Origin of the sequence: Methylobacterium sp. OAE515 (genome assembly GCF_041806315.1) — a bacterium.
GTDB classification, from domain to species: domain Bacteria; phylum Pseudomonadota; class Alphaproteobacteria; order Rhizobiales; family Beijerinckiaceae; genus Methylobacterium; species Methylobacterium tardum.
This window is the reverse complement of the sequence record NZ_JBGMUV010000001.1, coordinates 1,360,156-1,381,904: the sequence shown is the minus strand read 5'-3', so window position 1 is coordinate 1,381,904 and position 21,749 is coordinate 1,360,156. Positions and strand designations below refer to the sequence as shown.

Genomic DNA, 21,749 nt, shown 5'->3' with positions numbered 1-21,749 from the left:
GGGCACACAACCGACTGTAGCACCGTTCGGGAGAGTATTGCGGGGTGAAGACGCGGCGACGTCTGATCTGTTTTTCGGGTCGGCTTTGAAAGATCGACGCCGGACGGCGCCCGGAAGCTGGACATACAGGACGTGGCCTCAGAACGCATCTCTCTCCATGAGGGCCAGGGTTCGTCGCAGGATCTCGAAGATCACAGCCGTCGACCAGCCGAACAGCAGGATCCCGTTCATTGCGGCAACCGGACCGAGGAGGCGCCAGCGTTCGGCTGGAACGATGTCTCCGTAGCCGAGCGTTGTATAATTGACGAACGCGAAGTACAGAAAGTCGGATCCTGCTGGCGCTATGCGGATCATTTTGTAGATCGCGGCCCAGATCGCAACTTCAACAGTATGCGCCGCCATAATGACGCACACGGCTGACGACATGATGCGCCAGAGGGTCACGCTGCTGTAGCCGCGGATAGCGCCGTGCACACGAACCACCTTCAGGATGAGGGTCATCATGAAGGCGTGGATCGTGATGCTGCACACGCTCCCGAGCGCGCCGATCGCGAGTTGCGCCAGCATGTCGTTCCCCCGGAATCGATGATACTTGAGCACGCGCCAGGACAACAGTCGATCATGATGGCATGCCATCGCGGTCCAGGGCCGCTCGCCCGGCAGAGCGCAACGGACACGTCGAGCGGCTGAGGGCCGGGAGTAGGCATGCGCAAATCGGCGTTTCCAGTCGGTCGTGAGGCATGGCTCACCCTCGGATTGGTGCTCGTGCTCGTCGCCACCGCGGCAGCGGGGTTCTATTTCACCCGCGCCACGACCCTGACCCTTGCGGTCGCCCCGAATGGCGGAACCGAGCCGGACTTGCTGCGGGCCTACGCGGGCGAGCTCGCCCGCCGGAAAACCGGTGTCCAGCTCAGGATCCTAGACTTCCCGGGAGTCCGCGAGAGTGCGGAGGCGCTCAGGACCGGCAAGGCGGATCTGGCGGTGGTCCGACCGGACGTCGCCATGCCCGGGAACGGCTTGACCCTCGCGATCCTGCGCGAGCTCGCGGCCTTCGCGGCGGCGCCGGCGGGATCCGGCATCGGGAGCATCCCGGATCTGGCGGGCAAGCGGCTGGGCATGCTGGCGAGCCGGGACGCGGACAGGACGCTTCTGCGCGACCTGCTGACCCGCGACGGGCTGGAACTTCTTACCGAGGCCCCGAACGGCCCCGTTCCGCCGCAGGCCGTTCTCCTCGTGCCGCTCGAGGAAGCGGACGTGACGGCCGCATTCGGCGACGGGCGCATCGACGCGATGGCGCTTGTGACGACGCCCACGCTTCCGGCGGCGCGGCGCTTGGTCGGCTTCGTCCGCGCGGCGAGCGAGGACGGCACGGTCGCGCTGGTCGGCGTGCCCGACACCGCCGCGGTGCTGGCGCGCTGGCCGCGCCTCCAGTCGGTCACGGTGCCGGCCGGGCTGTTCAGCGGCAACCCACGCCTGCCGGCCGAGGACATCGCGACCGTCGGCTCGTCCTACCGGTTGATGGCGCGCGCCAGCCTGTCGCGCAGCGTCGCCGCCGAGGTCACGCAGCATCTGTTCGAGATGCGCACGGCGCTGGCCGAGACCGTCCCGGCCGCCGAGGCGCTCACCTATCCGGCCTATGAGGACACGGCGGATGCCACCACCGCCCGCCTGCCCATTCACCCGGGCGCCATCGACTATTACGAGCGTGAGCAGGAGACCTTCATCGAGCGCTACGAGAGCTGGATCTATCTCGTGGCCATCTTGGGCGGCGGCGTCTGCTCGACCATCGCTTGGCTGCGGCAGCGCCTCGGGCGCATCCGCCGGCAGCGGATCGAGGTCGCGACGACGCGCCTCCTCGCCCTCCGCTCGACCGCCCGGCGCGAGACCGACCGGGACCGTCTGGACGCCATCGCGGCTGAGGTCGACGACCTAGCGGCGAGCATCGCCCGTCACGCCCTGAACAGACCGACGGAGCCGCGGCTGCTCGGCGCCGCCACGGTGGCGATCGAGGCCGCGCGCTCGACGGTCCGTCGGGCCGCGACGCGCCCCGATCAACCGGCCTGCTGATGGAAGTTCGACAGAGGCTGTCCATGCCTCGATGATCTGCGAGCGATGAGGCCTGTCACCCGGGCCATCCGCCCGATGCGAGTGCTGGTCCTCGAGCGCTGCGGCGAAAGCGAGAGAACGCAATCTGCAAGAACCGCCTGATCTCTGCCGATCGTGTCGATGAACATGATCGCCCGGCGGCACCTACAGGGTAAAAATCCTCGATCCCCCGCGATGGAAAAGGCACGGTGGTCGGGTCGAACGAGCCTGCAATATGCAGGGCATCAACCATGCGGCTTCCGTCCAGAACTCCAGCTTGATGGTGGGACAAAAGGTGGGGCGAGCCCCGCGTCAGCCGAACAAGCGCTGCTACTCAAAGTTACGTGGCGGAGCGTGGGTCCGCCGGAAAAGCTGACGATCTCCTTCTGACCCATATCAGGCGTGCCAACGGTCGGCAGGACCTTCCGAAAGCAGCCGTAGGTCGGCCTCCATTCCCGGTCGGCGCAGGGTGAGTACCAGTCGTTTCTAGTGCCGTCCCTCGTTGCTGCCCTACATCGCACCAGACGACATCGACCGAGGCACGATGACTGACGAGCACCCTGCTCCACACTGGCGCACGAAGCTGGTGCATCCCGGGGTGAGGGCCCCTCAGGACTTCCGGGCGCTCGTTCCCGCGGTCCACCGCGGCTCCACGGTGCTGTTCGATCGTGTAGCCGATGCTCGCGATGACTGGCGTGGGGACGGCTACACCTATGGCCTCTACGGCACGCCTACCACGCGCGAACTCGCTCTGCGCGTCGCGGATCTGGAGGGCGCGAAAGCCAGCTTCGTCGTGCCGGGCGGGCAGGCCGCCATCGCCCTCGTCTACCTTGCCCATTGTCGCGCGGGCGACCACGCCCTTGTGCCGGAGAGCGCCTACCGCCCCAACCGCGAACTGGCCGACAAGCTGCTCGCCGGGCTCGGTATCGAGGTGCAAGCCTACGACCCGCTGCTCGGCGCTGAGATTGCGACACTGATCCGCCCGAACACGCGCCTGATCTGGTGTGAGAGCCCCGGTACGATCACGATGGAGGTGCAGGACGTACCCGCCATCGTCGCGACCGCGCACGAGAGAGGCGTGCCGGTGGCGCTCGACAACACCTACGCTGCGGGCGTCCTGTTCGACGCCTTCGCCCATGGCGTGGACGTGAGCATGCAGGCGCTCACCAAGTACGTGGGCGGCCACTCCGACCTCCTGCTCGGCACCGTATCGGTGGGTACGGTCGAGGCGCACGAGCGGGTGGGTGCAACGCACCGCCTTCTCGGGCTGGCGGTGTCGCCGGACGATTGCGCGCTGGCACTGCGCGGGTTGGAGACGCTGGCGGTACGCTTAGACCGCCTGCAAGCGACAGCGCTAAACGTGGCGCACTGGCTAAAGACGCGCCCAGAGGTCGAGTTAGTGCTTCACCCAGCGCTACCAGACTGTCCCGGCCACGATGTCTGGCGGCGCGACTTCACAGGTTCGGCGAGCGTGTTCTCAGTGGTGTTCCGGCCCGAGTGGGATGCCGAGCGGATCACGCGCTTCGTGGAGGGGCTACGGCTGTTCCGGCTAGGGTTCAGTTGGGGTGGCACGCACAGCCTCGTCATGGCCTACCCGCCATTGCCACGCATGCAGCGGGGCTACGAAGGTCGTGTGGTGCGGCTCAACGTTGGGCTAGAGGAGCCTGCCGACCTCATAGCCGATCTGCGTCACTCCCTGTCACAGGTCTCCTGACGGTTTGCTGGGTGCCGAGAAGGAGCGGAATGGCTACGTCCGCTCTGGTGCGTTTGCCTCTCGGAAGCGGACCACTGCAATTCCACCCATCCCAGACGCTCGGAGGATCATCGGCGGCATCCGGATCTGGCCGAAAGCTGTCCGTCTGGTTTCTGGCGATCGGTGGTGTGAAGCAGACAGGGTAGATGGCCTGTGCATCACATGCTGCCACGCCAAGATGGTACTGTCACGTAGCAGGAGCTTCGAGCCACTACGATGCACAGACCCAACGGTTAAGCGCCTGCGCTACAAGCGTGCAGACTGCACCGGGGGAGGAGGGAAGCACCCACTGCAATCAACCCTAAGGTGCTCGCCACCAGCATGGCGATGAGCGGCGCGAAGCCGACGCAGATGAACCACGCCGCCGTGGCCACCGTACCCGCACGCCGTGATGGAAAAACAGCACAGCCTAATCCTGCAGACCAGAAATCACGCTCAACGCTTATTCTGATCAGTTCACAACGCCGTGAACACAGCGGCGCCTCATTCCCACGCCCAAGAGGAAGCCGAGCGCTCCCACAAGGCGCTGCCGAATCGCCATCCCGTGCGATGCATGTCTCTTCGCCACCTCGGCTGGAGGCTTCGGGTAGAACTTAGGCGGTGTTGATGCTGTTCATCTGGTCAGGCTGGGGGATCGTGGTCATCCCCGTCGTGGTCGGCACGGCTGTCGCGGTCGGGGCGGTGGGCGGGGTGGCGCTTCGGGCCCTCGGTCACCCCGAACTCACCTTTCTCGCCATCAGCCTCGGGTTGTTCGCGGCCGCAGCCGCCAATTGGATCGTCGGCCGGCGAATGAACGGCAGGGCGCCGCGCGAACTCATTGATCCGACCACGAGCGAACGCGTTCTTCTCCGCCGTCGACACGCGCTGTTCTGGGTACCGGTGCAGTACTGGTCCGTGCCAGTCGCGCTTGCCGCGCTCGTCCCATTGCTTGCCCTGCGCGATCTCTGAATCTGACGCCCCCAACCAGTCATACAGTTGAGGAGATGAGCATGCCGCGTGGCAGCTGTGAGCGTGCGGAGAGACCCCGTCGGTTCCTTGTGGCCTGTCTCACCGTAGTGATGGCTACGCCCGCCACGGCCGTGACACCGATGACGCCTGTGGGTGTTGAGAGCTGCGACGCCTTTCTAGATGCCTACGCTCAGTGTGCAGCAAGCCCTGGCGTGCCGGAGGCCGCCCGCCCCAACATCCGGCAAGGGATCGGCACGCTGCGCGAGAGCTTCCGCGACGCCATCAGCCGCAACACGGCCGCCCGCCCGACGGTCGCCTACCAGTGCGCGCAGGCCCATGAGGCCGTGCGTAAGAGCATGGTCGACGCCTTCAGGTGCGACTTCCCCGCTCCGCCGCCGGCCTCCCAGGCTCTGCTGCAGGCCGCGCCACCCGCGGCCTCGGCACAAGCGCCGGCCCGGGGGGCCGTGCGCGCCACCCCACCCCCGCCAAGCCCCGAGATGCAGGAGGTGGCCAAGGTGAACGCCTACACCGAGGTGCAGAACCACCTCGTGCGTTCCCATCCCCTGGAACGACAGCTCGCCGAATACCGACGCGACAACGAGCGCGTGCTCAAGCTCGGCACGAAGCTGGGTGCCAACGCCTGGTACCATTTCGGCATCGTGGACTTTGACGGGGTGATCGACGAACTGGACAAAGCGACCGCCCTGCCGGGGACCATTCCCGAGGTCGACTCCCAGGCCACCCGGCTGCTCGCAGCCTTGCGCGAGCTCAACCCGGTACTGAAGGCGCTGACCCGCTATCAGACCACGCGAGAGTTCAAGGAGGACGGCTACAAGTTCGCCCGCGAACAGCATCCGATCCTCGTGCCCAAGGTCGAAGCCGCCGCCAAGGCGATGGACGCCTACGGCACCGCCCTGTTCGAGCGCGAGCTCGCCCGGGACGAGCGGCGGATGGCGTTGCTGGCGGAGGACGCCCCAGCACGCCGACTGCTCGCCACCAGCTTGGCGCTACGCCGGGCAGTGCAGCGCTTCGAGGCCCTGGCGCCAAGGTCCGATACCGCCCCGTTCCTGGCCGCTCTCAGCGACGTGTCGACCGCGAATCGACAGCTCGGGGCAGCGTTCGACGGCATGAACCCCAAAGCGAATTCGTCGTGCATCGGATACGCGGACACGGTGGCGAGCGTGATCGGTCACGGCCGCGACGTCGCCCGAGACATCAAGGCGAAAGGTGACCCGAGCCAGCCGGCGCGGCTGTTCAACGACGCCTACAACCGCTCGGTGCGCGATCTCGAATCCTGCCAGCGGTACGAGAATAGGGTGCGGCCGAGCTGACCGACGCTGGCACAGCGCAGGCTGGCAGCCACTGACAATCGAACGCCGAGGGGCAGATGATCATGCCGCTTCATCAGGACCGCCGCGGCAATCGCTGGCTTCCTCCCGTCGTCTGGCTCGTCGCCTGGGTCGTCGGCGTTCCGGCATTGCTCGGCGGGCTCGGGGCTTGGGAGGTCGAGCGCGGGCTGGCGAGCGCCGAGAGCTATACGCGGCGACTGGTTGAGCTGCCGGTCTCCGTCGTCCAACTGCGGCTGCTGGCGGCGACAGATCCCTACGCCTCAGTCCGTTTCGAAGGCGGGCGCACCGCCTACGGGGCGGCACTGGCCGCCGACAAAGCTCAGGAGGCGCTGGCCGCGGCCACACGCGACCTGCCGCTGGCCCGGGCTCGCGCGTGGGTGCCGTACGCGACGCTCGGCGGCGCGCTGCTCGCACTGCTGACCGGTCTCGTCGCGCTGGCCGGCGGCGGAGCCGCGGGCCTGTGGGCGCGGCGCTCGCGCGACGCCTTGCTCGCCAGTTTTGGCCTCGTGCGCCGCGTGCTGCCGATGCTGCTTGGACTGCAGATCGTGGGCTTGAGCCTCGCGGTGCTCGCGGCCGCTCTGTTCGAGGCCACCGGGCTGTGGTTCACGCAGCGGTTCTCGGCCGGCGAGGCCAAGCTGCTGCTCGGCGCGCTGGTCATCGCCGCCTTGGCGGCCTGGGCCGCGGTCGCGGCGGTACGCGGCCTGCGCGGGGTGTTCGCGCTGTTCACCCCCGAGCCCATCGACGTACGCGGCCGCGTCCTCGACGAGGCCGATGCACCGGGTCTGTGGCGCCTTGTGCGCGAGCTCGCCGGGCGCGGAGAAGCGCTGGTCCCCGACGCGGTGGTCGTCGGCTTGACCGGTGGCTTCTTCGTCACAGAGTCCGCCGTGCGCCTGAGTCCAGACGGGCGGACGCTGACTGGGCGCACGCTGTACCTGCCGGCCCCCTATCTCGGCGTGCTTGACGGGCGCGAGCTTTCCGCGGTGATCGGGCACGAACTCGCGCACTTCTCGGGCGAAGACACCGCCTATAGTCGGCGCTTCACCCCGATCTACGCCGGCCTACATCGCGCGCTGACCGCGCTGGGCAATGTCGGTCCCGGAGACCTGCTTACCCGCCCAGCCGCCTATGTCGGCCACCGCAGCCTCGGCACCTTCGACGCGGCGGTGGCGCGTTGGAGCCGGGCGCGCGAGCTCGAGGCCGACCGGCGCGGTGCCCAGGTCTCTGGAGCACCGCCCGCTGCCTCCGCCCTGCTGCGCGTCGGCGTCCTCGGCCCGGTGGTGGGCGAGACGCTCGGAAACGCCTACGGCGAGCCTGACGCGGCGCCCGACGATCTTGTCGCGGGCGTACTCGACGCAATCCCCGCTGCCGGCTTCCCCGACCCGGGGGCGCACCTCGACGACCGGCAGGCGCACCCCACCGACACCCACCCGCCCGATCGGCAGCGTATCGCGGCGCTCGGCGTTCCGCTCGACGCCGAGCTACTCGCCCGCGCCGCCCGGCCGCTCACCGTAGGGGATCGCGCCTGGCCGGCCGCCCTGGTCGCGGACTGGGCTGGCCTGTGCCGCTGGCTCAGCGCGGACTTCCTCACCGGGGCACGGGAGCACCGGGCTGCCGAGCGGCTATACTTGGAGGAGACCGCGGCGGCAGTGCCAGTCGAGGAGACGCTGGTGCACGAGAATGGTGCGCCGATGGTCTGGACGATGGGCATCCTAGCGCTCCTCTCCGCCGGGGCCGGCGCCGGCCTGCTGCTGTACCCCCGCGCACTCGGCATCGCGCACGATGCGCTGGCCCAGCAGATCCTCGCCGCCGTCGCCGCGGCGGGTGTCGCTTTGGCAGGCATCGTCGCCGCACACGTGCATCGACGCGGCCGGACGCCGCTGCTGGTGCTGACGCCGGACGTGCTGCGCTCGCCGCTGCTCGACGGCGCGGTCGCGTGGCAGGATGTGGCGGACTTCCAGGTCACGCACGGCAAGCGGCTCACCTTGACGCTGGCACTCGCGCCAGACGCCGCACTGCCGAGGGCCAAGCACCTGTTCTCGCAGGCCCGTGTTAGCCGACGGCGACGTCACGTCAGCGTGCAGTCTCTGGGCGCGCGCGGCCTGAAGCCCGACGCCTTCGCCGTGCTGGTCGGACGCTACCTCGCGGCCTCTCGCGCCCGCGTGCACCTGTCAGCGGCGCATACAGGGATCTGATCGCTTGGGCACCGGCAAACGTCCTTCCACGCGCTGGCTCAATGCCGCTTGTGGTTCGTCGCCCTATTCTTCGCGGCATTCCTGATCGGGCTAATCTGGCTCGTCGTCGGCAACCTGCCCAAGGTCGAACACCACTACGTCTTGGAGCAGATCCTCGACTGCGAGCCGGCCCGCGAAGATCCGGACCTCGTTGCCCGCACCGAGCGCCTCGATGCGTTGAAGGTGGTCGAGGAGCGGATCAAGGCGCTCAACCGCACTGCTTTCAAACTCAACGAGCGAGAGGCCGCCTTGGCTACCGTCGACGCCGAGCTTCGTGCGGCGGCGTAGAGCCAACTCGAAGCAGCAGAGCGTGGACAGGAGTTGCGCGTGTTCGGCTAGCTGCCGCTGCTCGGCGCTCGATAGGCGGTCTCGATCATCCGGAGCAGATCCTCGCGGCCTTGGTTGTCGTCCGCTGCCATGTCCGCTTCTGGGTTCAACCGATGACGTGCCCGATGGCTGATATGGGCGCCAAGCCGAACGTCCGGTCTTGCGCGCTGGCAATCCGGCGTGGCGAAGTCTGACCGAACGGGGAATGGCTGCTTCAGATCAGCGTCGCCGGAACAGCGGACGGCCGCCTATCGGTCCAAGTCGGTCGTCGGTTGCCTCGGCTAACGATCGCCGAAGCGGACGTCGGCGAAGCCATCCGCCGTGAAACGGTTGCAAGCCTCACGCCTCGTCCCGCGGCGGATGCCCGAACAACGCCTTGTAGGCACGGCTGAAGGCAGCCTCCGACTCGTAGCCAACCCGCAGTCCGATCTCACCAACGCGCGCCTCACGCCGCATGAGCATGTCCCGGGCAAGACCGAGCCGCCACTCGTTCTGATAGCGCAGCGGTGCGCGTCCGACGAGTTCGGTGAAGCGCTCGGCGAAACTCGAACGGGACATCCCCGCCACCTCGGCCAGTTCCTCGACGCTCCAGGGCCGCATCGGCCGCTCGTGCATAACTTTGAGCGCACGCGCGATGCGCGCGTCGGATAAGCCGCCAAGCCATCCGGACGTGTGCCCGAGATGCACCCACGTGCGCAGGGTACGAATGACGAGCAGGTCGATGATCCGAGAGATCATCAGGGCAGCCCCGGGCTGCGCGTCGACGGTCTCACGCATCATGAAGGGGACCATACCGTCGAGCCATTCCGCCCCGTCGGCGTGGCAGATGTGGATGCGCTCCGGCAGGGCGGAAATCATGCCTCGCAGGCTGTAGGGGTCGAACCAAAATCGGCAGACGATGGCGACCGCCTGCCCGTGCGGTGCCTCAAGGCGTGACGCCCCGGGGCCGCGGGGTAGAAGCACCAGGTCGCCCACGTCGATCATGGTGAGCGCATCACCGGCGCTGATGCGAAGAGAGCCTTCCGCGACTACAAGGACATAGGCCGCGTCAATCTCAAGCTCCAGCCGGGCCGCCTGCGCGACGGTGCGCGCTTGGACTTGGTCCCCGGTGAGGCGGATCTGCGCCAACACGTGCGAGAGAAGATCGCCGGAGGCGCCGCGCGAACCGGCGTCCGGAGGATTGATCAAGTTTTCCCGCGTTCCCGTCATGGCCTGTATCGATTGAGGGTTTTACGAAGTCCTCCGACGACGGCGCCTATCCCATTGATGGCGAGCGATATTCTGGGATCGCACCCGTGCGCCTACTCGTCGCTCCGCTTGATCGGCGCTTTGCCGATCCTCGGCGCGGATAACCCAGCACGAAAGACAAGGCGATGATACCTCTTACAACACCACGCTGGTTGACCTCCTATTACTTCGTTCGCGCGGGCGTTGCCGCGGCCTGGGTTGCGGCGGCCTACACAATCGGGCGCAGCACGCCTCTTTTCGCGGCAGCGCTCTTGGTCGCCTATCCGGCTTGGGATGCCGCCGCAAACCTCGCCGATGCCCGCCACAGCGGCGGACTGGCTCGCAACCCCAGTCAGGTCATCAACGCGGTCGTCAGCATCGTCACCGCGCTAGCGGCGGCTCTTGCCCTGCGGCAAAGCCCTTACGCGGTGCTCGACGTATTCGGCGCCTGGGCTATCCTGGCTGGTCTGTTGCAGCTTGCTACCGGCGTTCGGCGCTGGAGCACGGGCGCTCAGTGGGCGATGATCCTGAGCGGGGCGCAGTCAGCGCTGGCGGGCACCCACTTCGTTGTGAAGGCGAATGGCCCTACGGTCCCTGGGATTACGGACATCGCGCCTTACGCCGCCTTCGGCGCCTTTTACTTTCTGGTCTCGGCGATATGGCTGACGGTGACTCGGGCGCGGCACGCCTCGCAGGGTCGCGCTGTCTAGCTCATGGCTTTGTGAGCCCTTCCTCCGCGACGGCGCAGAGCCCGTCATCGATGCGTCCCATGATGTTATGGCCGCCCAGCGTGGAATTTTCGACCAATGGCTGCGGTTGGGTGGCGGGCGCCCGTTGCGGCCGCTCCCGTCAGCGGCTTCGAAGTGGCGCAACTGGGACGCACAAGCCGAGGCGGTCAAACGTCCGCTTCGCGGATGCCGCAAGAGACGGCTGAGCGTCCGAGATGGGCGCATTGCGGTACGTCGGCTTTCAGCCGGAAGCTCTATGGCAGATCGGCATCCGTCCGAGACGCTCACACGAAGTCCATCAGCTAACGAGGACGACAGCCGGAAAGCGGACGCGACCGACTGCACATCCCGCCTGTGCGCGTGCCGGTACTCACGCGGGTTCATGGCGTAGCGATCTTTGAAGCGGCGGGCGAAATGCGCCTGGCTACTGAAGCCGCAGCCGTAAGCCAGCATGCCGAATTTCGCTTACGCCCGTTCGATGATCGAGCACGACGAAATCCCCGGCTCACCGCCTCACGCTGGTTCTGCTGGACGGCATGGCAGCCGCGTTGAGTTAAGAGCGCAGAGAGGCAATCGTCCCGGCCGTTCCGCCGAACTGCCTCGGGTATTACTTCGGTGTGAGCGGAGCTCTGAACGCTTCGCATAATTTGCAAAGGTTCGAACGCGGTGAACTCGATCCGACCTTGCAATGGCGCAGCGTCAAGTTGCCGGATCTCGTTCGGCACCATCTAACTGCACATCATTTCCCGCCATCGGCGGAAGGCGATACCAAGATGACATCCTTCGGTCGAGAACAGAGGTTACCTCCGCAGCCCTGGCCTACAACTTGCCATTCAACAGCGCAGGTTGGAAGGTTCGATCGTCTATTGTATATAGTTTGATGGATCAACAATCGCATGCCGAAAACTGTCTCACTCCCTTAGAAAGCGGTCCTCCCTGAGGTATGTCTTTGCGCCATGTGGAGGATGTTTTCAGGGGGCAGGCCTCACGACCAATTTCTTTTAAACTTGTACACCAAGCGTCCCTTGGCGGCGTGATCCTGGGCGCGTTCCCCAATCTGCCCGGTATAGGACAGCCGGGCGCTCAGGCCCGGCGCCAGCATAGCCTTGAGCCCAACCTCACTCACCAGCGCATTCCGGTCGATCGGAAGGCCCCGGCTCGTGAACCGTGCCCCGGTCCCCCGGAATGCCAGCGGCACGGTCGTGACCAGGTCGCCGAACGAACACCGGTAGGTGATCATCCGGTGCGGTGAAGGCGTTACCGGTGACCTGGAGGGTTCCGCCGTCGAAGGCGAGGGGACCGCTGGCGGCGCCAAGGTTGGTGTCGCGCGACACCGAGAGGGTGCCGCCCGCCAGGACGACGCCGCCCGAGGAGGTGTTCGTGCCGCTCAGCGTCAACGTGCCGAGCCCGAGCTTGAACAAAATCCCCGGACCGGACACGACGTTCGACACCGTCAGGGTCTGAGCCGGGTCAATGGCCAGACCCGAGACACCTTGCAGGGTGAATGGGCGCGCTGACGTGAAGCTCGCCGTCGCCTCCAGGGCGGCGCCGTCGCCGATCGTGACTGCACCGTAGGGTTGGCCGAGATTCGCCTCCCGCAATCCGGCACGACGACGGTCGTGTCGAGCCCGGCCGCGCAGGTGACCACGGCGCTCCTGAACCAGACCGCGTCCGGCGTCGTGCGGGCGCTCAACAGCCTGTCGGGCGAGATCCAGGGCTCGGCGGTGATGTTGCGGGCGCACAGCGCCCTCGCCGCGCAGGGCACCCTGCTCGAACACCTGCGCTTCGGCGCCGATTCGGCCGGTAGTCCCAGCCTGACAGGCGCTGCCGGCCAGCGCTTCGCCCCCGGCACCACCCTGCCGGCCGGCTACACTGCCTTCACCCCGGACGAACCTGCCACCGGCCTCGTGCCGGTGCGGCCGCTCGCGCCGCGCTACACCGTTTGGGGCCAAGCCTTCGGGGTGTTCGGTGCGAGTGACGCCACTCGCAACACCGCCCGCCTCACCCGGGAGTCCGGCGGCTTCGTGCTCGGCGCCGAGACCGGCCCGGCCGTGCTCGGCGACGGGCTCCGGCCTCGACGGCTGACGCCTCGGCGTGGCGGGCGGCTCCGGCGTCACGCAGTTCGACGCGACAACCCGCCAGTCGCCCGGTCGGATCGAGGGCAGCTTCGGCGCCGCTTATGTCACCGGAACGCTTGGACCCGTGCAGGTCCGGCTCGGAGCCATGCATGGCAGGGACGCTCTCGACACCCGCCGTACGGTGCTGTTCCCGGGCTTCTCGCAGGCAGTCAGCGGCCGCGACGGAGGCAGCACGCTGCAAGGCTTCGGCGAGGTAGGCTACCGAATCGGCGGGGCGGAGCGCTACGTCGAGCCGTTCGTAGGCGAGGCGGCGCTGCGCTTGCGCCAGGACCGCTTTACCGAGACGGCCGGCTCGGCGGCGCTGGCAGTATTCCGGCGGACCGACATGATCGAGACGGCCACGGCAGGCGTTCAGGCGCAGATAGTGGTGGCAGATCTGTTCGGGAACGCCGGCCCACTGTTAGCGCAGGGTCTGATCGGCTACCGGCGGGCGTTCGGGGACGTGGTGCCGGCCGCGCTGCTGGCGTTCCGCGGCAGCACGGCCTTCCGGACGTCCGGCGCGCCGCTGGCCCCGGACGCGGCCATGGTGACCGCAGGCCTAAACTGGGCGGTGGCGCCGGGAAGAGTGATGGGTTTGAGCTACGACGGCCAGATCGGGGCGCGGACGAGCGACCACGCCGTCAAGGGCAGCCTCTCGTATCGCTGGCGAGCGGGGTTAGTTTCAGATCCAGGTTCATACCGCATGTTATGGGAATGGCCGGCTCAGGATCGCGATCGCACCTCGACGCCTCGTCCAGATCCGGACGGGCTGCTTGCAACCCAATCCGGTTGCCTGCGGCGCTATCAGCGCTTCCCCATAGCGGCTCAAATAGGGCCTTGACTTAGAGCGCACTCAAACTCCTAGCCTCAGACGCGTCGTGGCGAGAACGGTGCTCATGAAGATTGGGAAACTGGCGAAGCATTCGGGATTGTCCGCTCACACTATCCGCTATTACGAGCGGATCGGGCTGCTGCCCTATGCCGACCGGGACCAATCGAGCCAACGTGACTACGATGCATCGATCCTGACCTAGATCGCGTTCCTCGGCCGTCTCAAGACGACCGGAATGCCGATCCGGGAGATGCTGCGCTACGCAGCCTTGCGGGAGAGCGGCGGCGTCACGGAGGCTGAGCGACGTGACATGCTGGAGCAGCACCGTGAGCGCGTCCGCGCCCATGTGGCTGATCTACAAGCCTGCCTCCTCGTCCTCGACACCAAGATCGCCGGCTACGCCGGTCCGGACGAGAGGACACAGGCCTATGACGAAATCCCACCACAGCGGCGGCGAAAGCCGGCTCGAACGCGGACGGCGGGCGCTCGCTGAGATCGATGGCCAGGCCGGAGAGAATGTCGTCGCCTCGCTCGCCGACATTGCCCCTGATTTCGCGACCTATCTGCTTGAATTCCCCTTTGGCGACATCTACAGCCGCCCCGGCCTTGACCTGCGCGCCCGCGAAATCGCCACCATCGCAGCTCTAACGGCGATGGGCAACGCGGCCCCGCAGCTCATGGTTCACATTGAGGCGGGCCTTAATGTTGGTCTCTCGCGCGAGGAAATTACCGAGATCATTATGCAGATGGCCGTCTACGCCGGCTTTCCCGCGGCTCTGAACGGCTTGTTTGCTGCCAAGGAAGTGTTCGCGAAATGATACCTCGACTGATATGACTACGGCGGGTCGAACGCCAATGTCATAATGAGGTCCGCTCCGATGCGCTCGTCGCTCGGAAGCGGACCACCGCGAAACCACTCAATCAAGTCGTCGGTAGGCTTCTGCATCGTCGGCTGCCTGGATGCGGGCCGTTCCGAGGCGCATGATGGAATACGCGCGTTCGCTGAAAGCCGCGCCCTGCCTCGTTCCGTAGCGTTCCCTTCTGCAAACAGCCGCTATGGCGTGGAAGCGGCAAGGTGCCGGGTGCTGGTCAGCGATATAGTCCCTCGGCCTGAAGACGGCTGAGCAGCGCGCCAGCCTGCTCCTGGGCCGCAATGCCGTCCTCAGGCCCCTGGAAGCCATACTCGCACATCGGCATCAGCTTCTGCATCGCCTGGTCCATCGCCGAGCCTTCGCACAGGATCAAAACTTGGCGGTCGGTCGGGTCCTTGAGGAAGCGCCAGAGCATCAGCATGAGGTTCAGGGCCGGCCGCTCTTGCCAATCGGCGAACGCCTGCCGCGTGAGGCGCTCGAGGCGGCAGGGGCGCGGCTCCTCTACCGCCCGCCCTATTCGCCCGACTTCAATCCGATCGAGCAGATCGTCTCCAAGCTCAAGCGCCTGCTCCAAACTAGGGCAGCCCGCACCGTGCCCGACCTGTGGGCTGCCATCCGGCAGGCGCTTGCCCGCTTCACAGCGCACGAGTGCCGCAACTGCCTCGCCGCCGCCGGATACGGAGACGACGTGGCCATTGCTACATGATCGGGCGAGGCTCTAGGTCGCGAACCGATAACGGCTGGCACGGTTGAACCGCGGCGTTGTTAGCCCTCTGAGCAGGAGGGTCTTGATGGCGCGGTTTGATCTGACGGATGCGGAGTGGGCGGTGATCGAACCGCTGTTGCCGACGGACGTGCGCAGCAAGGAGCGCGTGGATGATCGGCGGGTGCTGAACGGGATCTTCTGGCGGCTGCGCACGGGCGCGCCCTGGGCCGACCTCCCGGCGCGCTACGGCCCACATACGACCTGCGGCAACCGTTTTCGGCGCTGGCGCAAGCGTGGCATCTGGGATCGGCTTTTGGATGCGGTGTCAAAGGCTTACGACGGCGACCTGCAGATGATCGACGCGACCAGCGTGCGGGTTCACCAGCATGCCGCCTGCGCCCAAAAAAAGACGGCCGATCCGGTGGCATGGGTCGCTCGCGCGGCGGCCTGACGAGCAAGATCCACGCGCTGGTAGATGCCGACGGCCGTCCGGTGGCGCTCAAGATCACCGAGGGTCAAGCGCACGCTGGGCGCGCGGCGGCCGACATGCTGGGCGGTCTGGGCGCGGGCCAGATCCTGCTGGGGGATCGAGCCTATGACAGCGACGCGCTTCGCACTCGGATGGCGGAGCAGGGCGCGTGGGCGAATGTGAAGCCGATGCCCAACCGCAAGCGAGTGCCGGCGTTCAGCCCGTTCCTGTACAAGTACCGCAACTTGGTCGAGCGCTTCTTCAGCAAGATCAAGCACTTCCGGGCAGTCGCCACCCGTTACGACAAGGATCCCGACAACTTCCTAGCCAGCGTCAAGCTCGCAGCCCTGCGGGTCTGGCTGCGAGCTTAATGAGTCCGCGACCTAGATCAGCGTGGCCGCTACGTGCCGACCATCAACCCTACTGTGCCTCATCGCTGCTATCGAGGCGAGGCGTCGGCCCTCGCGCGCGAGGTCATTGTCCGCCAATGGCCGAAACAAGCCAATTGAAAATGTGGGCCCGCAGCTTTAAAGGGGCCGATTTCTTGAGTTAAAACAATGATTTAAAATAAATAGTTGGCGGAGAGGGTGGATTCGCCGCCGCACGCTCGAGCCCACTGCAAATTAAAGGCTTTTGCTCGCTCCGAGTCGAAACTTCGTAGCAACGTCTCGGGACACCCGTCAAACGTGGGGAGAGGTCAGAACGGCGCGCGATCACCCGCTCTCAGGGCCAATGGGTATCAGCATACGATCCGGTAGTGCTGCCGGATTGCGAGGCCCTTCGCTCATGACAGCGCCAGCACTGGGGCCAAACTCAGCGCCGATAAGCGGACGTGCCGCTTTGCGCCCATCCCGGCCATTCAGCTGACTGTGGCGACTTCCCGTAAGCGGACGTTGCAAGCTACGATCAGCCAATAGCGCTGCGCGGTGTGCTTCAGGCCGCATGCACGCGGTCTGAGTCGGATCGCGGGTGCTGGGCGGCCTGATGGATCGACTCCGGGACGGGAAGGGGCTGCGCGAATGTCGGTCAGCAGGGTGGACCTCGTGGACGCGGGCTCGCCGGAGGCGCTCGTCAAACGCATCCTACAGGCCGAGCCGAACCTTCCGGTGCCCGTGCCGATCCAAGAGCTGTGCGCACGACTCGGCATCCTCCGGATCCAGGACCTCGACACCGACGAGTTCGAGGGTGGCCTCGTTACCGACGCGAAGCGATCTGAAGGCACCATCCTCGCCAGGCGCGGGGGCGAACCGCGTCGCCGCTTCACGATCGCACATCAACTCGGCCACTTCCTGATGGCGCACCACGTCCCGGATCAGCCCGGGCGGTTCCTGTGCAAGAGCTCTGACCTGCTCCGCGTCACAGCGAAGGAGGGCGATCAGCGGAAACGCAGGGAGGTCGAGGCCAACCGCTTCGCCACCCTCATGCTGATGCCTCCGCACCTGCTGCGGGGAGCGATGGCGGCCTTTCGTGAGCTGGATCTGGAGCACGTTCTTGTGCTCGCGCGCGACTTCGCGGTCGGCAAGGAGGCGGCGGCTCGGGCCTACGTACAATACCATCCCGAGCGGATCGCCATCGTCGTGGCGGGCAACGGCCGGGTGCAGCGGTGCTACCGGAGCCTCTCCTTTCCCACCATCACCTGCGCGGTCGGCAGCCCGGTCCCGACAGGCTCGCTCTTTCACAGCAGCCCACATCGGCCGAACATCGTGAGCGACACCGCCGCGTGCAGTCCCGATCTCTGGATCGACGTGAAGCGCGACCTCCGCGCGCCAGACCTCTATGAGCAGGTGTACCGTCAGCAGAACGGCTTTGCGATGATCCTGCTGCGTCTGGACGCTGTCCCGGAGGAGAGCGCTGAGGAGCGCAGGCTGAATGAGGGCTGGCGTCACCGCTTCCACTCGGGGCGACGGTAGGCAAGATCCGGCTCTGACGGGACAGCCCTGACGGCCCTAACCTGCTGCTTCGTCAGAGCGGGCCGTACCGCCGTTCCGTCGCTGATCCGGCGCACTCCCGAGGTCGGTCGGGGAGCAATGAGGTCATGAATGGCGGGAACTGACGACAGCCTTCGGCCGCTCCTCAACCAGGCCGCGGCAGAGGAAGCGTTCCTCGACCGTGTCGGCCTCCCCGAGGACGCCGAGCTGAACGCGATGGGCAGCGCGCCTGCGACGTCTCCTGCCGTGTCGTTGATGATCACGAACCGTCAGCGGGCGGCGCTTCGTGAGCTTGGCTTTTCCGAAGAAGCCATTCGGCAGATGACGCCCGCCGAGGCGCATGGGAAGCTGGGATTGGCCTAGCTGCCGTCCCCACAGCGCATATCAAGCGCTTCGAGGCGCCTGCCGACCTCATCCAAGAAGCGGCGTACGCTCACCATCTGCCTCCTCCGCCGCCGATAACCGCCGACAGCCGAGCGCTCGTATATTGGGGATGGTGGCGCCAAAACCGGCGAAAAGGCAGGATCGACCCTGGATTTTGTTCCTGTTTTGTTCTAAATGGCCTCACGGATCGAGCCCCTGTTCAACCCCTCGGTTGCTCCGAGCTACCCCGTGTCATGGCCGATACCGAAATCCCGCCACTCAGCCCCGACGACGCTAAGCTGATCCGCAATGAGCGGGCGAAGCTGACGGCGATGTGGGTCAACGGGGTCGCAGTCGCCTCCGTGGCTGTCGGCGGCATCTCCCCGTCAGTGGCAATCTTCTCGGGCACCGCCAGCGCGCTTACAGCCAGCACTCTCCTGGTTGGTTGGAGTCTCCTGGCAGGTATACTACATCTGGTGGCTAGACGCCTGCTCGGAGCCCTGCGCGCGTGAGCCTGACGCTCGCACAGATGGTTGTTCTTTTTCTCGGCCCGCTCGTCCTGGCGACGATGGTCGCCGTCGTCCTGTGGCTGACGCATGAGAGAGAATCCGACCGCCTCAAGCGCGCTGAAGCGGATCGCGCGATTTGGCTCAAATATCAAGACGAGCGGAAAGTGCCCGGAGAGTAGTTTCTCTCCCTGTCTGTTGGTCCGCCAACGTATAAAATTGATCATCATCCGATTTCGCCAAGACAGCGAGTTTGTCTTGGTGGTTGGTGTAGCTTTCGCGAGGAGTTGCGAGGTTTGCTCTTGCGTGGCTCAGCCCGGGTGCGGTCCCATCCGGCGGCGGTCATGCTCGATGGCGAACACATGACTGTAGAGGTTCGCCACCCAGCTCCTCCCCTCAACCGTGAGATCGAGAAAGCGAATCGCGTCCCCGATGACCGGTTCGATCTTGCCCCAGAAGAACGCCGGGTATCGCTCCGCGAGGTCCGCCGGGTTCGCATAGCCGAGCTGGTCAGCCAGGCCGACCTCGGCGAACTCGTGGAACAGCGCGTTCAGTTTACGAGGGTAGAGCGGATCGCCAAGTTGCCCGATCAGGTCAGCCGCACGCATCAAGCCGGCTTCGGTCCCGGTTTCCCGGTGCTCGTCGTCCGCAGGCACGGGGAAACGGGTCAACTCGATGGCGCGGATCACCCGCTGCGCATCGACGAGGTCATTCGTGCCGAAGCGCTCCTGCACTGCCAGCTTCGAGCGCTCGATGTGGTAAGGTGCCAGCGCTGCATCGGACGCACCTCGTGGCAGACCGATGGTGGTGCCCTGCGCGTCGATGACGAAGGCGTTCGCCCGGTCGCCTGAGCAGACACCACGCACGTAGCCGATGTCATGGTACAGAGCCGCCAGGATCATGTGCAGCCAATCCTCCGGCGTGATGCCCTTGTCGAGGAACCGGCCGCGCAGGATGTCCTGAGCGACGAGGGTGACGAGAGCCGTGTGGTCGCCGTCATGGTAGAGCGCATCGCTGCCGACGATCCGCTCGATGGTCAGACGTGCGGACGTCTCGATCACCTCGGCAAAACGTGGCTCGCGACTGCCGAAGGTGCGCTGATAGGTTAGAGCGAGATGCTCGCCGAGCGCGTCGGCCAGCATCTTCGTCACATCGAACATGACCGGAATCCCGCACATCGAGCAAACGCCGATTTTGGCTGTCGTGTCGGTCTGCATCATGACATCAAGTGAGCGGCAACCCATATCGGGAACTCGCCCTCTGAGCGTCGAGGCATCAAGCTCCAGGTAGGCTCGTATGATTTCACAGCCGCTGTAGCCGCGCTCGTTCTCTAGCTCAGCCGATATCATCAAGCGCCGTTTCGGCCGCCTCAACCGGAGGCCGAAGCACCAGTCAGGCTAGGCTGCCGTTGCGGTTCCTCGCATCCCTTTGCACGCCTCACCGCCAGGTCGGTTGAGACCCTTTCCAGATCACGTGAAACCAAACCGATAGGATTCCCCATGGCCGGCCTTAAAGACAAACGTGGCTTCATCGACAAGGACCGACTTGATCTGTCGGAACGCAAGGCTGTCGAGTTTTGGATGAAGCGCTGGGGCGTCACGCAGGACCAGCTCACGGCGGCGCATCGGAAGGTCGGTCGAATGACCAAGGATATCGCCGCCGAGTTGGGCAAAAAGCGTTAGGGGGGCGCTCGCCACAACAGGGTATCTCCTCAGGGGACGTCGTTGATGGATAGGCCGCACCCTGATCGTGTTCGGACCAGCGCCCTGGATTTCTGGTTGGCCCGAAGCGCCGTCGCCTGCGTTGCCGCCCTCCAACTGCTCGTTGTGAACGACTTCTCGCTCGGACCGCGCTGGCTTGCCCCGACGCTCGAACTCGCGCTGCTGGTGCCACTCTCGGCCGCCACGGCCTGGAACCAGGGCCGGGCGCGGCGCGCCACGACGGACGCACACTGGGCCGAGGTCCACCGCCACCATCGCCTGATCCGCAGGATGGCACTCTTCATGACTGCGCTGGTCACCGTGACCAACACCGCCGCCCTCGCGGCCCTGGTCCACGCCCTCCTGAACGGCAAGGCAGCCGGCGGCCCGACCTTACTGATCGATGCCCTCAACATCTGGGGCACCAATGTCGTGATCTTCGCCCTGTGGTTCTGGACGACAGATCGCGGTGGTGCGGCTTTGCGCGGCCATCCGAGTGCGCGGGATCCGGACTTTCTGTTCCCACAAATGACGCTTCCGCAGCAGGATGCGGCAGCCCCGTTCGTGCCGGGCTTCGTAGACTATCTGTTTCTGGCCTTCACCAACGCCACCGCCTTCTCACCCACTGACACGCTGCCGCTGACGCCGCGTGCGAAATTGCTGATGATGGCTGAGGCGTTGATCTCCCTGCTTACTGTGGCCCTTGTCGCCGCACGCGCCGTCAACATCCTCGCATAGTCAGGCCGCGGACCTCGATGGGTACTACGACGCCGGATCAACCGATCGCCCGTTGGAAACGAGCCGACCTCCTCCGGGTTGGCCAAGGCCACCCGCAAAGATGATCCGGCGCATGAACGTCTGGCAGCTCATCGCCCACGATCACGCCTACCTCGCGCATCTGATCGCAGAGAGTCGGTACACTTTCGGTGGGTCGGCGATCCACGACCGTGAGGAGGTGCTGGGCGGCTTAATCGATGAGCTTGCCGCTCATGCCGAGGCGTTGGAGGCCAGTCTCTATGCGCCGCTGCGCCACCTGGATCGGACACGCCAACTCGCCGAGGACCTGCACCATGAGCATGCGCAGTTCCTCGGGCAACTTGATGCTCTCGCGAGATCGCGGCAGGGCGGCTTTTCCTCGCAGACGGGTATGATCCTCGACGTCGCTCTGATCGGTCAGCACCTCCGCCGTTACACTCAGGAGCTGATACCGGCAGCTCAGGAGCTTCTCTCTCCGGCGCAAGTCGATGCCGCCGCACACGCCTTCGTTCGTGCGAAGATGCAAACTCTGAAGGCACGGCATGGTCGCAGATCCGATAAACTGACGTTGGCCAGAATCGCACGGGCCTGCGCCGTCTGCGCTGCTGCGGCCGGTATCGGCTACCTTGCTGGGCGTTCGGCCTCGGCCAAAGGGCGGAAGCTTCTCGTCACATCTACGCGTTGAGATCGCGCCGCAGCATAACCGCTAAGTCTATCCGGCGCAGACACGCTGGGTAGAGATTGAACGGCTGCATCGCTGCCGCGAGTTCGATGAGCGCGGCTTGAGGCGCAGCGGCGCGACTGACCAGGCGCAAAGCGGCGGAGTCCCGACTTCTGCAACTCGCGATACAT

General features: G+C 65.9%; 22 protein-coding genes and 3 pseudogenes. 19 read left to right on the top strand and 6 right to left on the bottom strand.

Features of this window, described 5'->3' with window-relative positions:
• Positions 1 to 138: 138 nt before the first annotated feature.
• Positions 139 to 567: a potassium channel family protein gene (locus ABIE45_RS06820; RefSeq protein WP_192706010.1), complete on the bottom strand. Its 429-nt coding sequence runs from the start codon at positions 565 to 567 to the stop codon at positions 139 to 141.
• Between the two features lie 138 nt (positions 568 to 705).
• On the opposite strand from ABIE45_RS06820, the gene ABIE45_RS06815 reads away from it, so the two are divergent.
• The 6 genes from ABIE45_RS06815 to ABIE45_RS06790 all read left to right on the top strand — a co-directional run bounded on the left by ABIE45_RS06815 (position 706) and on the right by ABIE45_RS06790 (position 8,654).
• Complete coding sequence (locus ABIE45_RS06815; RefSeq protein WP_192706009.1) at positions 706 to 2,067, top strand: TAXI family TRAP transporter solute-binding subunit; 1,362 nt, start codon at positions 706 to 708, stop codon at positions 2,065 to 2,067.
• Between the two features lie 562 nt (positions 2,068 to 2,629).
• Positions 2,630 to 3,799, top strand: a complete 1,170-nt coding sequence (locus ABIE45_RS06810; protein ID WP_192706008.1) for a cystathionine beta-lyase — start codon at positions 2,630 to 2,632, stop codon at positions 3,797 to 3,799.
• A gap of 645 nt (positions 3,800 to 4,444) precedes the next feature.
• Positions 4,445 to 4,786, top strand: a complete 342-nt coding sequence (locus tag ABIE45_RS06805; protein ID WP_192706007.1) for a hypothetical protein — start codon at positions 4,445 to 4,447, stop codon at positions 4,784 to 4,786.
• A 212-nt stretch (positions 4,787 to 4,998) separates the two neighbouring features.
• Positions 4,999 to 6,117: a DUF3829 domain-containing protein gene (locus ABIE45_RS06800; RefSeq protein WP_373622216.1), complete on the top strand. Its 1,119-nt coding sequence runs from the start codon at positions 4,999 to 5,001 to the stop codon at positions 6,115 to 6,117.
• Between the two features lie 56 nt (positions 6,118 to 6,173).
• Positions 6,174 to 8,327: a M48 family metallopeptidase gene (locus ABIE45_RS06795; protein ID WP_192706005.1), complete on the top strand. Its 2,154-nt coding sequence runs from the start codon at positions 6,174 to 6,176 to the stop codon at positions 8,325 to 8,327.
• A 48-nt stretch (positions 8,328 to 8,375) separates the two neighbouring features.
• Positions 8,376 to 8,654, top strand: a complete 279-nt coding sequence (locus tag ABIE45_RS06790; RefSeq protein ID WP_192706004.1) for a hypothetical protein — start codon at positions 8,376 to 8,378, stop codon at positions 8,652 to 8,654.
• A 378-nt stretch (positions 8,655 to 9,032) separates the two neighbouring features.
• Here ABIE45_RS06790 and ABIE45_RS06785 read toward each other — a convergent pair whose 3' ends face one another.
• On the bottom strand, positions 9,033 to 9,902 hold the full coding sequence (locus ABIE45_RS06785) for an AraC family transcriptional regulator (protein WP_192706003.1): 870 nt from the start codon (positions 9,900 to 9,902) through the stop codon (positions 9,033 to 9,035).
• A gap of 164 nt (positions 9,903 to 10,066) precedes the next feature.
• On the opposite strand from ABIE45_RS06785, the gene ABIE45_RS06780 reads away from it, so the two are divergent.
• Positions 10,067 to 10,630: a DUF308 domain-containing protein gene (locus ABIE45_RS06780; RefSeq protein ID WP_192706002.1), complete on the top strand. Its 564-nt coding sequence runs from the start codon at positions 10,067 to 10,069 to the stop codon at positions 10,628 to 10,630.
• A 375-nt stretch (positions 10,631 to 11,005) separates the two neighbouring features.
• On the opposite strand, the pseudogene ABIE45_RS06775 reads toward ABIE45_RS06780, so the two are convergent.
• Positions 11,006 to 11,104 (bottom strand): annotated as a pseudogene (locus ABIE45_RS06775) (AraC family transcriptional regulator); the annotation flags it as partial.
• Between the two features lie 662 nt (positions 11,105 to 11,766).
• Positions 11,767 to 12,765 carry an autotransporter-associated beta strand repeat-containing protein gene (locus ABIE45_RS06770; protein WP_192706001.1) on the bottom strand — a complete coding sequence of 333 codons (999 nt, stop codon included), beginning with the start codon at positions 12,763 to 12,765 and terminating at the stop codon, positions 11,767 to 11,769.
• Between ABIE45_RS06770 and ABIE45_RS06765 the strand changes: the two genes are divergently transcribed.
• The 3 genes and pseudogenes from ABIE45_RS06765 (at position 12,743) to ABIE45_RS06755 (ending at position 14,415) form a co-directional block, all read left to right on the top strand.
• The gene (locus ABIE45_RS06765; RefSeq protein WP_192706000.1) at positions 12,743 to 13,606 is read left to right on the top strand and encodes an autotransporter domain-containing protein; all 864 of its coding nucleotides are present in this window, start codon (positions 12,743 to 12,745) and stop codon (positions 13,604 to 13,606) included. The two genes, ABIE45_RS06770 and ABIE45_RS06765, sit on opposite strands and share 23 nt — an antisense overlap.
• A gap of 55 nt (positions 13,607 to 13,661) precedes the next feature.
• Positions 13,662 to 14,090: pseudogene (locus ABIE45_RS06760) on the top strand (MerR family transcriptional regulator).
• Positions 14,026 to 14,415: a carboxymuconolactone decarboxylase family protein gene (locus tag ABIE45_RS06755; RefSeq protein WP_192705999.1), complete on the top strand. Its 390-nt coding sequence runs from the start codon at positions 14,026 to 14,028 to the stop codon at positions 14,413 to 14,415. The pseudogene ABIE45_RS06760 and the gene ABIE45_RS06755 overlap by 65 nt, the downstream one beginning before the upstream one ends.
• 271 nt (positions 14,416 to 14,686) lie before the next feature.
• Here the strand turns inward: ABIE45_RS06755 and ABIE45_RS06750 are convergent, their stop codons facing one another.
• Positions 14,687 to 14,890 carry a hypothetical protein gene (locus tag ABIE45_RS06750; protein ID WP_192705998.1) on the bottom strand — a complete coding sequence of 68 codons (204 nt, stop codon included), beginning with the start codon at positions 14,888 to 14,890 and terminating at the stop codon, positions 14,687 to 14,689.
• Positions 14,891 to 14,935: 45 nt separating this feature from the next.
• Here ABIE45_RS06750 and ABIE45_RS06745 point away from each other — a divergent pair.
• From ABIE45_RS06745 to ABIE45_RS06720, 6 genes and pseudogenes are all read left to right on the top strand, one after another.
• Positions 14,936 to 15,175, top strand: a pseudogene (locus ABIE45_RS06745) (transposase); the annotation flags it as partial.
• Positions 15,176 to 15,260: 85 nt separating this feature from the next.
• Positions 15,261 to 16,015 (top strand): IS5 family transposase gene (locus tag ABIE45_RS06740; protein ID WP_373622215.1). Its coding sequence is split into 2 segments (ribosomal slippage): positions 15,261 to 15,585 and positions 15,585 to 16,015, totalling 756 coding nucleotides; the frame shifts between segments, so codons are not numbered across the junction.
• A 663-nt stretch (positions 16,016 to 16,678) separates the two neighbouring features.
• A complete protein-coding gene (locus ABIE45_RS06735; RefSeq protein WP_373622214.1) occupies positions 16,679 to 17,554 on the top strand; it encodes an ImmA/IrrE family metallo-endopeptidase in 876 nt (291 codons plus the stop codon).
• A gap of 129 nt (positions 17,555 to 17,683) precedes the next feature.
• A complete protein-coding gene (locus ABIE45_RS06730; protein ID WP_192711720.1) occupies positions 17,684 to 17,935 on the top strand; it encodes a hypothetical protein in 252 nt (83 codons plus the stop codon).
• 254 nt (positions 17,936 to 18,189) lie between these two features.
• Positions 18,190 to 18,447 carry an amino acid transporter gene (locus ABIE45_RS06725; RefSeq protein ID WP_192711721.1) on the top strand — a complete coding sequence of 86 codons (258 nt, stop codon included), beginning with the start codon at positions 18,190 to 18,192 and terminating at the stop codon, positions 18,445 to 18,447.
• Complete coding sequence (locus ABIE45_RS06720; protein ID WP_192711722.1) at positions 18,444 to 18,623, top strand: hypothetical protein; 180 nt, start codon at positions 18,444 to 18,446, stop codon at positions 18,621 to 18,623. Before ABIE45_RS06725 ends, ABIE45_RS06720 begins: the two co-directional genes overlap by 4 nt.
• Positions 18,624 to 18,752: 129 nt before the next feature.
• On the opposite strand, the gene ABIE45_RS06715 is transcribed toward ABIE45_RS06720, so the two are convergent.
• The gene (locus ABIE45_RS06715; RefSeq protein WP_192711726.1) at positions 18,753 to 19,601 is read right to left on the bottom strand and encodes a metal-dependent phosphohydrolase; all 849 of its coding nucleotides are present in this window, start codon (positions 19,599 to 19,601) and stop codon (positions 18,753 to 18,755) included.
• A gap of 339 nt (positions 19,602 to 19,940) precedes the next feature.
• Between ABIE45_RS06715 and ABIE45_RS06710 the strand changes: the two genes are divergently transcribed.
• From ABIE45_RS06710 to ABIE45_RS06700, 3 genes are all read left to right on the top strand, one after another.
• Complete coding sequence (locus ABIE45_RS06710; protein ID WP_003600567.1) at positions 19,941 to 20,123, top strand: DUF3606 domain-containing protein; 183 nt, start codon at positions 19,941 to 19,943, stop codon at positions 20,121 to 20,123.
• A gap of 45 nt (positions 20,124 to 20,168) precedes the next feature.
• Entirely contained in the window at positions 20,169 to 20,879 is a 711-nt protein-coding gene (locus ABIE45_RS06705) for a hypothetical protein (protein ID WP_192711723.1), read from the top strand.
• A 112-nt stretch (positions 20,880 to 20,991) separates the two neighbouring features.
• On the top strand, positions 20,992 to 21,582 hold the full coding sequence (locus tag ABIE45_RS06700) for a hemerythrin domain-containing protein (RefSeq protein ID WP_192711724.1): 591 nt from the start codon (positions 20,992 to 20,994) through the stop codon (positions 21,580 to 21,582).
• Positions 21,583 to 21,749: the final 167 nt, after the last annotated feature.

Excerpts from the sequence above, each read along its gene's own strand:
- ABIE45_RS06705 (WP_192711723.1), top strand. The coding sequence starts at position 20,169 with ATGGATAGGCCGCACCCTGATCGTGTTCGGACCAGCGCCCTGGATTTC.
- ABIE45_RS06805 (WP_192706007.1), top strand. The coding sequence starts at position 4,445 with ATGCTGTTCATCTGGTCAGGCTGGGGGATCGTGGTCATCCCCGTCGTG.
- ABIE45_RS06750 (WP_192705998.1), bottom strand. The coding sequence starts at position 14,890 with ATGCTGATGCTCTGGCGCTTCCTCAAGGACCCGACCGACCGCCAAGTT.
- ABIE45_RS06820 (WP_192706010.1), bottom strand. The coding sequence starts at position 567 with ATGCTGGCGCAACTCGCGATCGGCGCGCTCGGGAGCGTGTGCAGCATC.
- ABIE45_RS06815 (WP_192706009.1), top strand. The coding sequence starts at position 706 with ATGCGCAAATCGGCGTTTCCAGTCGGTCGTGAGGCATGGCTCACCCTC.
- ABIE45_RS06810 (WP_192706008.1), top strand. The coding sequence starts at position 2,630 with ATGACTGACGAGCACCCTGCTCCACACTGGCGCACGAAGCTGGTGCAT.
- ABIE45_RS06780 (WP_192706002.1), top strand. The coding sequence starts at position 10,067 with ATGATACCTCTTACAACACCACGCTGGTTGACCTCCTATTACTTCGTT.
- ABIE45_RS06710 (WP_003600567.1), top strand. The coding sequence starts at position 19,941 with ATGGCCGGCCTTAAAGACAAACGTGGCTTCATCGACAAGGACCGACTT.
- ABIE45_RS06725 (WP_192711721.1), top strand. The coding sequence starts at position 18,190 with ATGGCCGATACCGAAATCCCGCCACTCAGCCCCGACGACGCTAAGCTG.
- ABIE45_RS06795 (WP_192706005.1), top strand. The coding sequence starts at position 6,174 with ATGATCATGCCGCTTCATCAGGACCGCCGCGGCAATCGCTGGCTTCCT.
- ABIE45_RS06730 (WP_192711720.1), top strand. The coding sequence starts at position 17,684 with ATGGCGGGAACTGACGACAGCCTTCGGCCGCTCCTCAACCAGGCCGCG.
- ABIE45_RS06755 (WP_192705999.1), top strand. The coding sequence starts at position 14,026 with ATGACGAAATCCCACCACAGCGGCGGCGAAAGCCGGCTCGAACGCGGA.
- ABIE45_RS06700 (WP_192711724.1), top strand. The coding sequence starts at position 20,992 with ATGAACGTCTGGCAGCTCATCGCCCACGATCACGCCTACCTCGCGCAT.
- ABIE45_RS06785 (WP_192706003.1), bottom strand. The coding sequence starts at position 9,902 with ATGACGGGAACGCGGGAAAACTTGATCAATCCTCCGGACGCCGGTTCG.
- ABIE45_RS06715 (WP_192711726.1), bottom strand. The coding sequence starts at position 19,601 with ATGTTCGATGTGACGAAGATGCTGGCCGACGCGCTCGGCGAGCATCTC.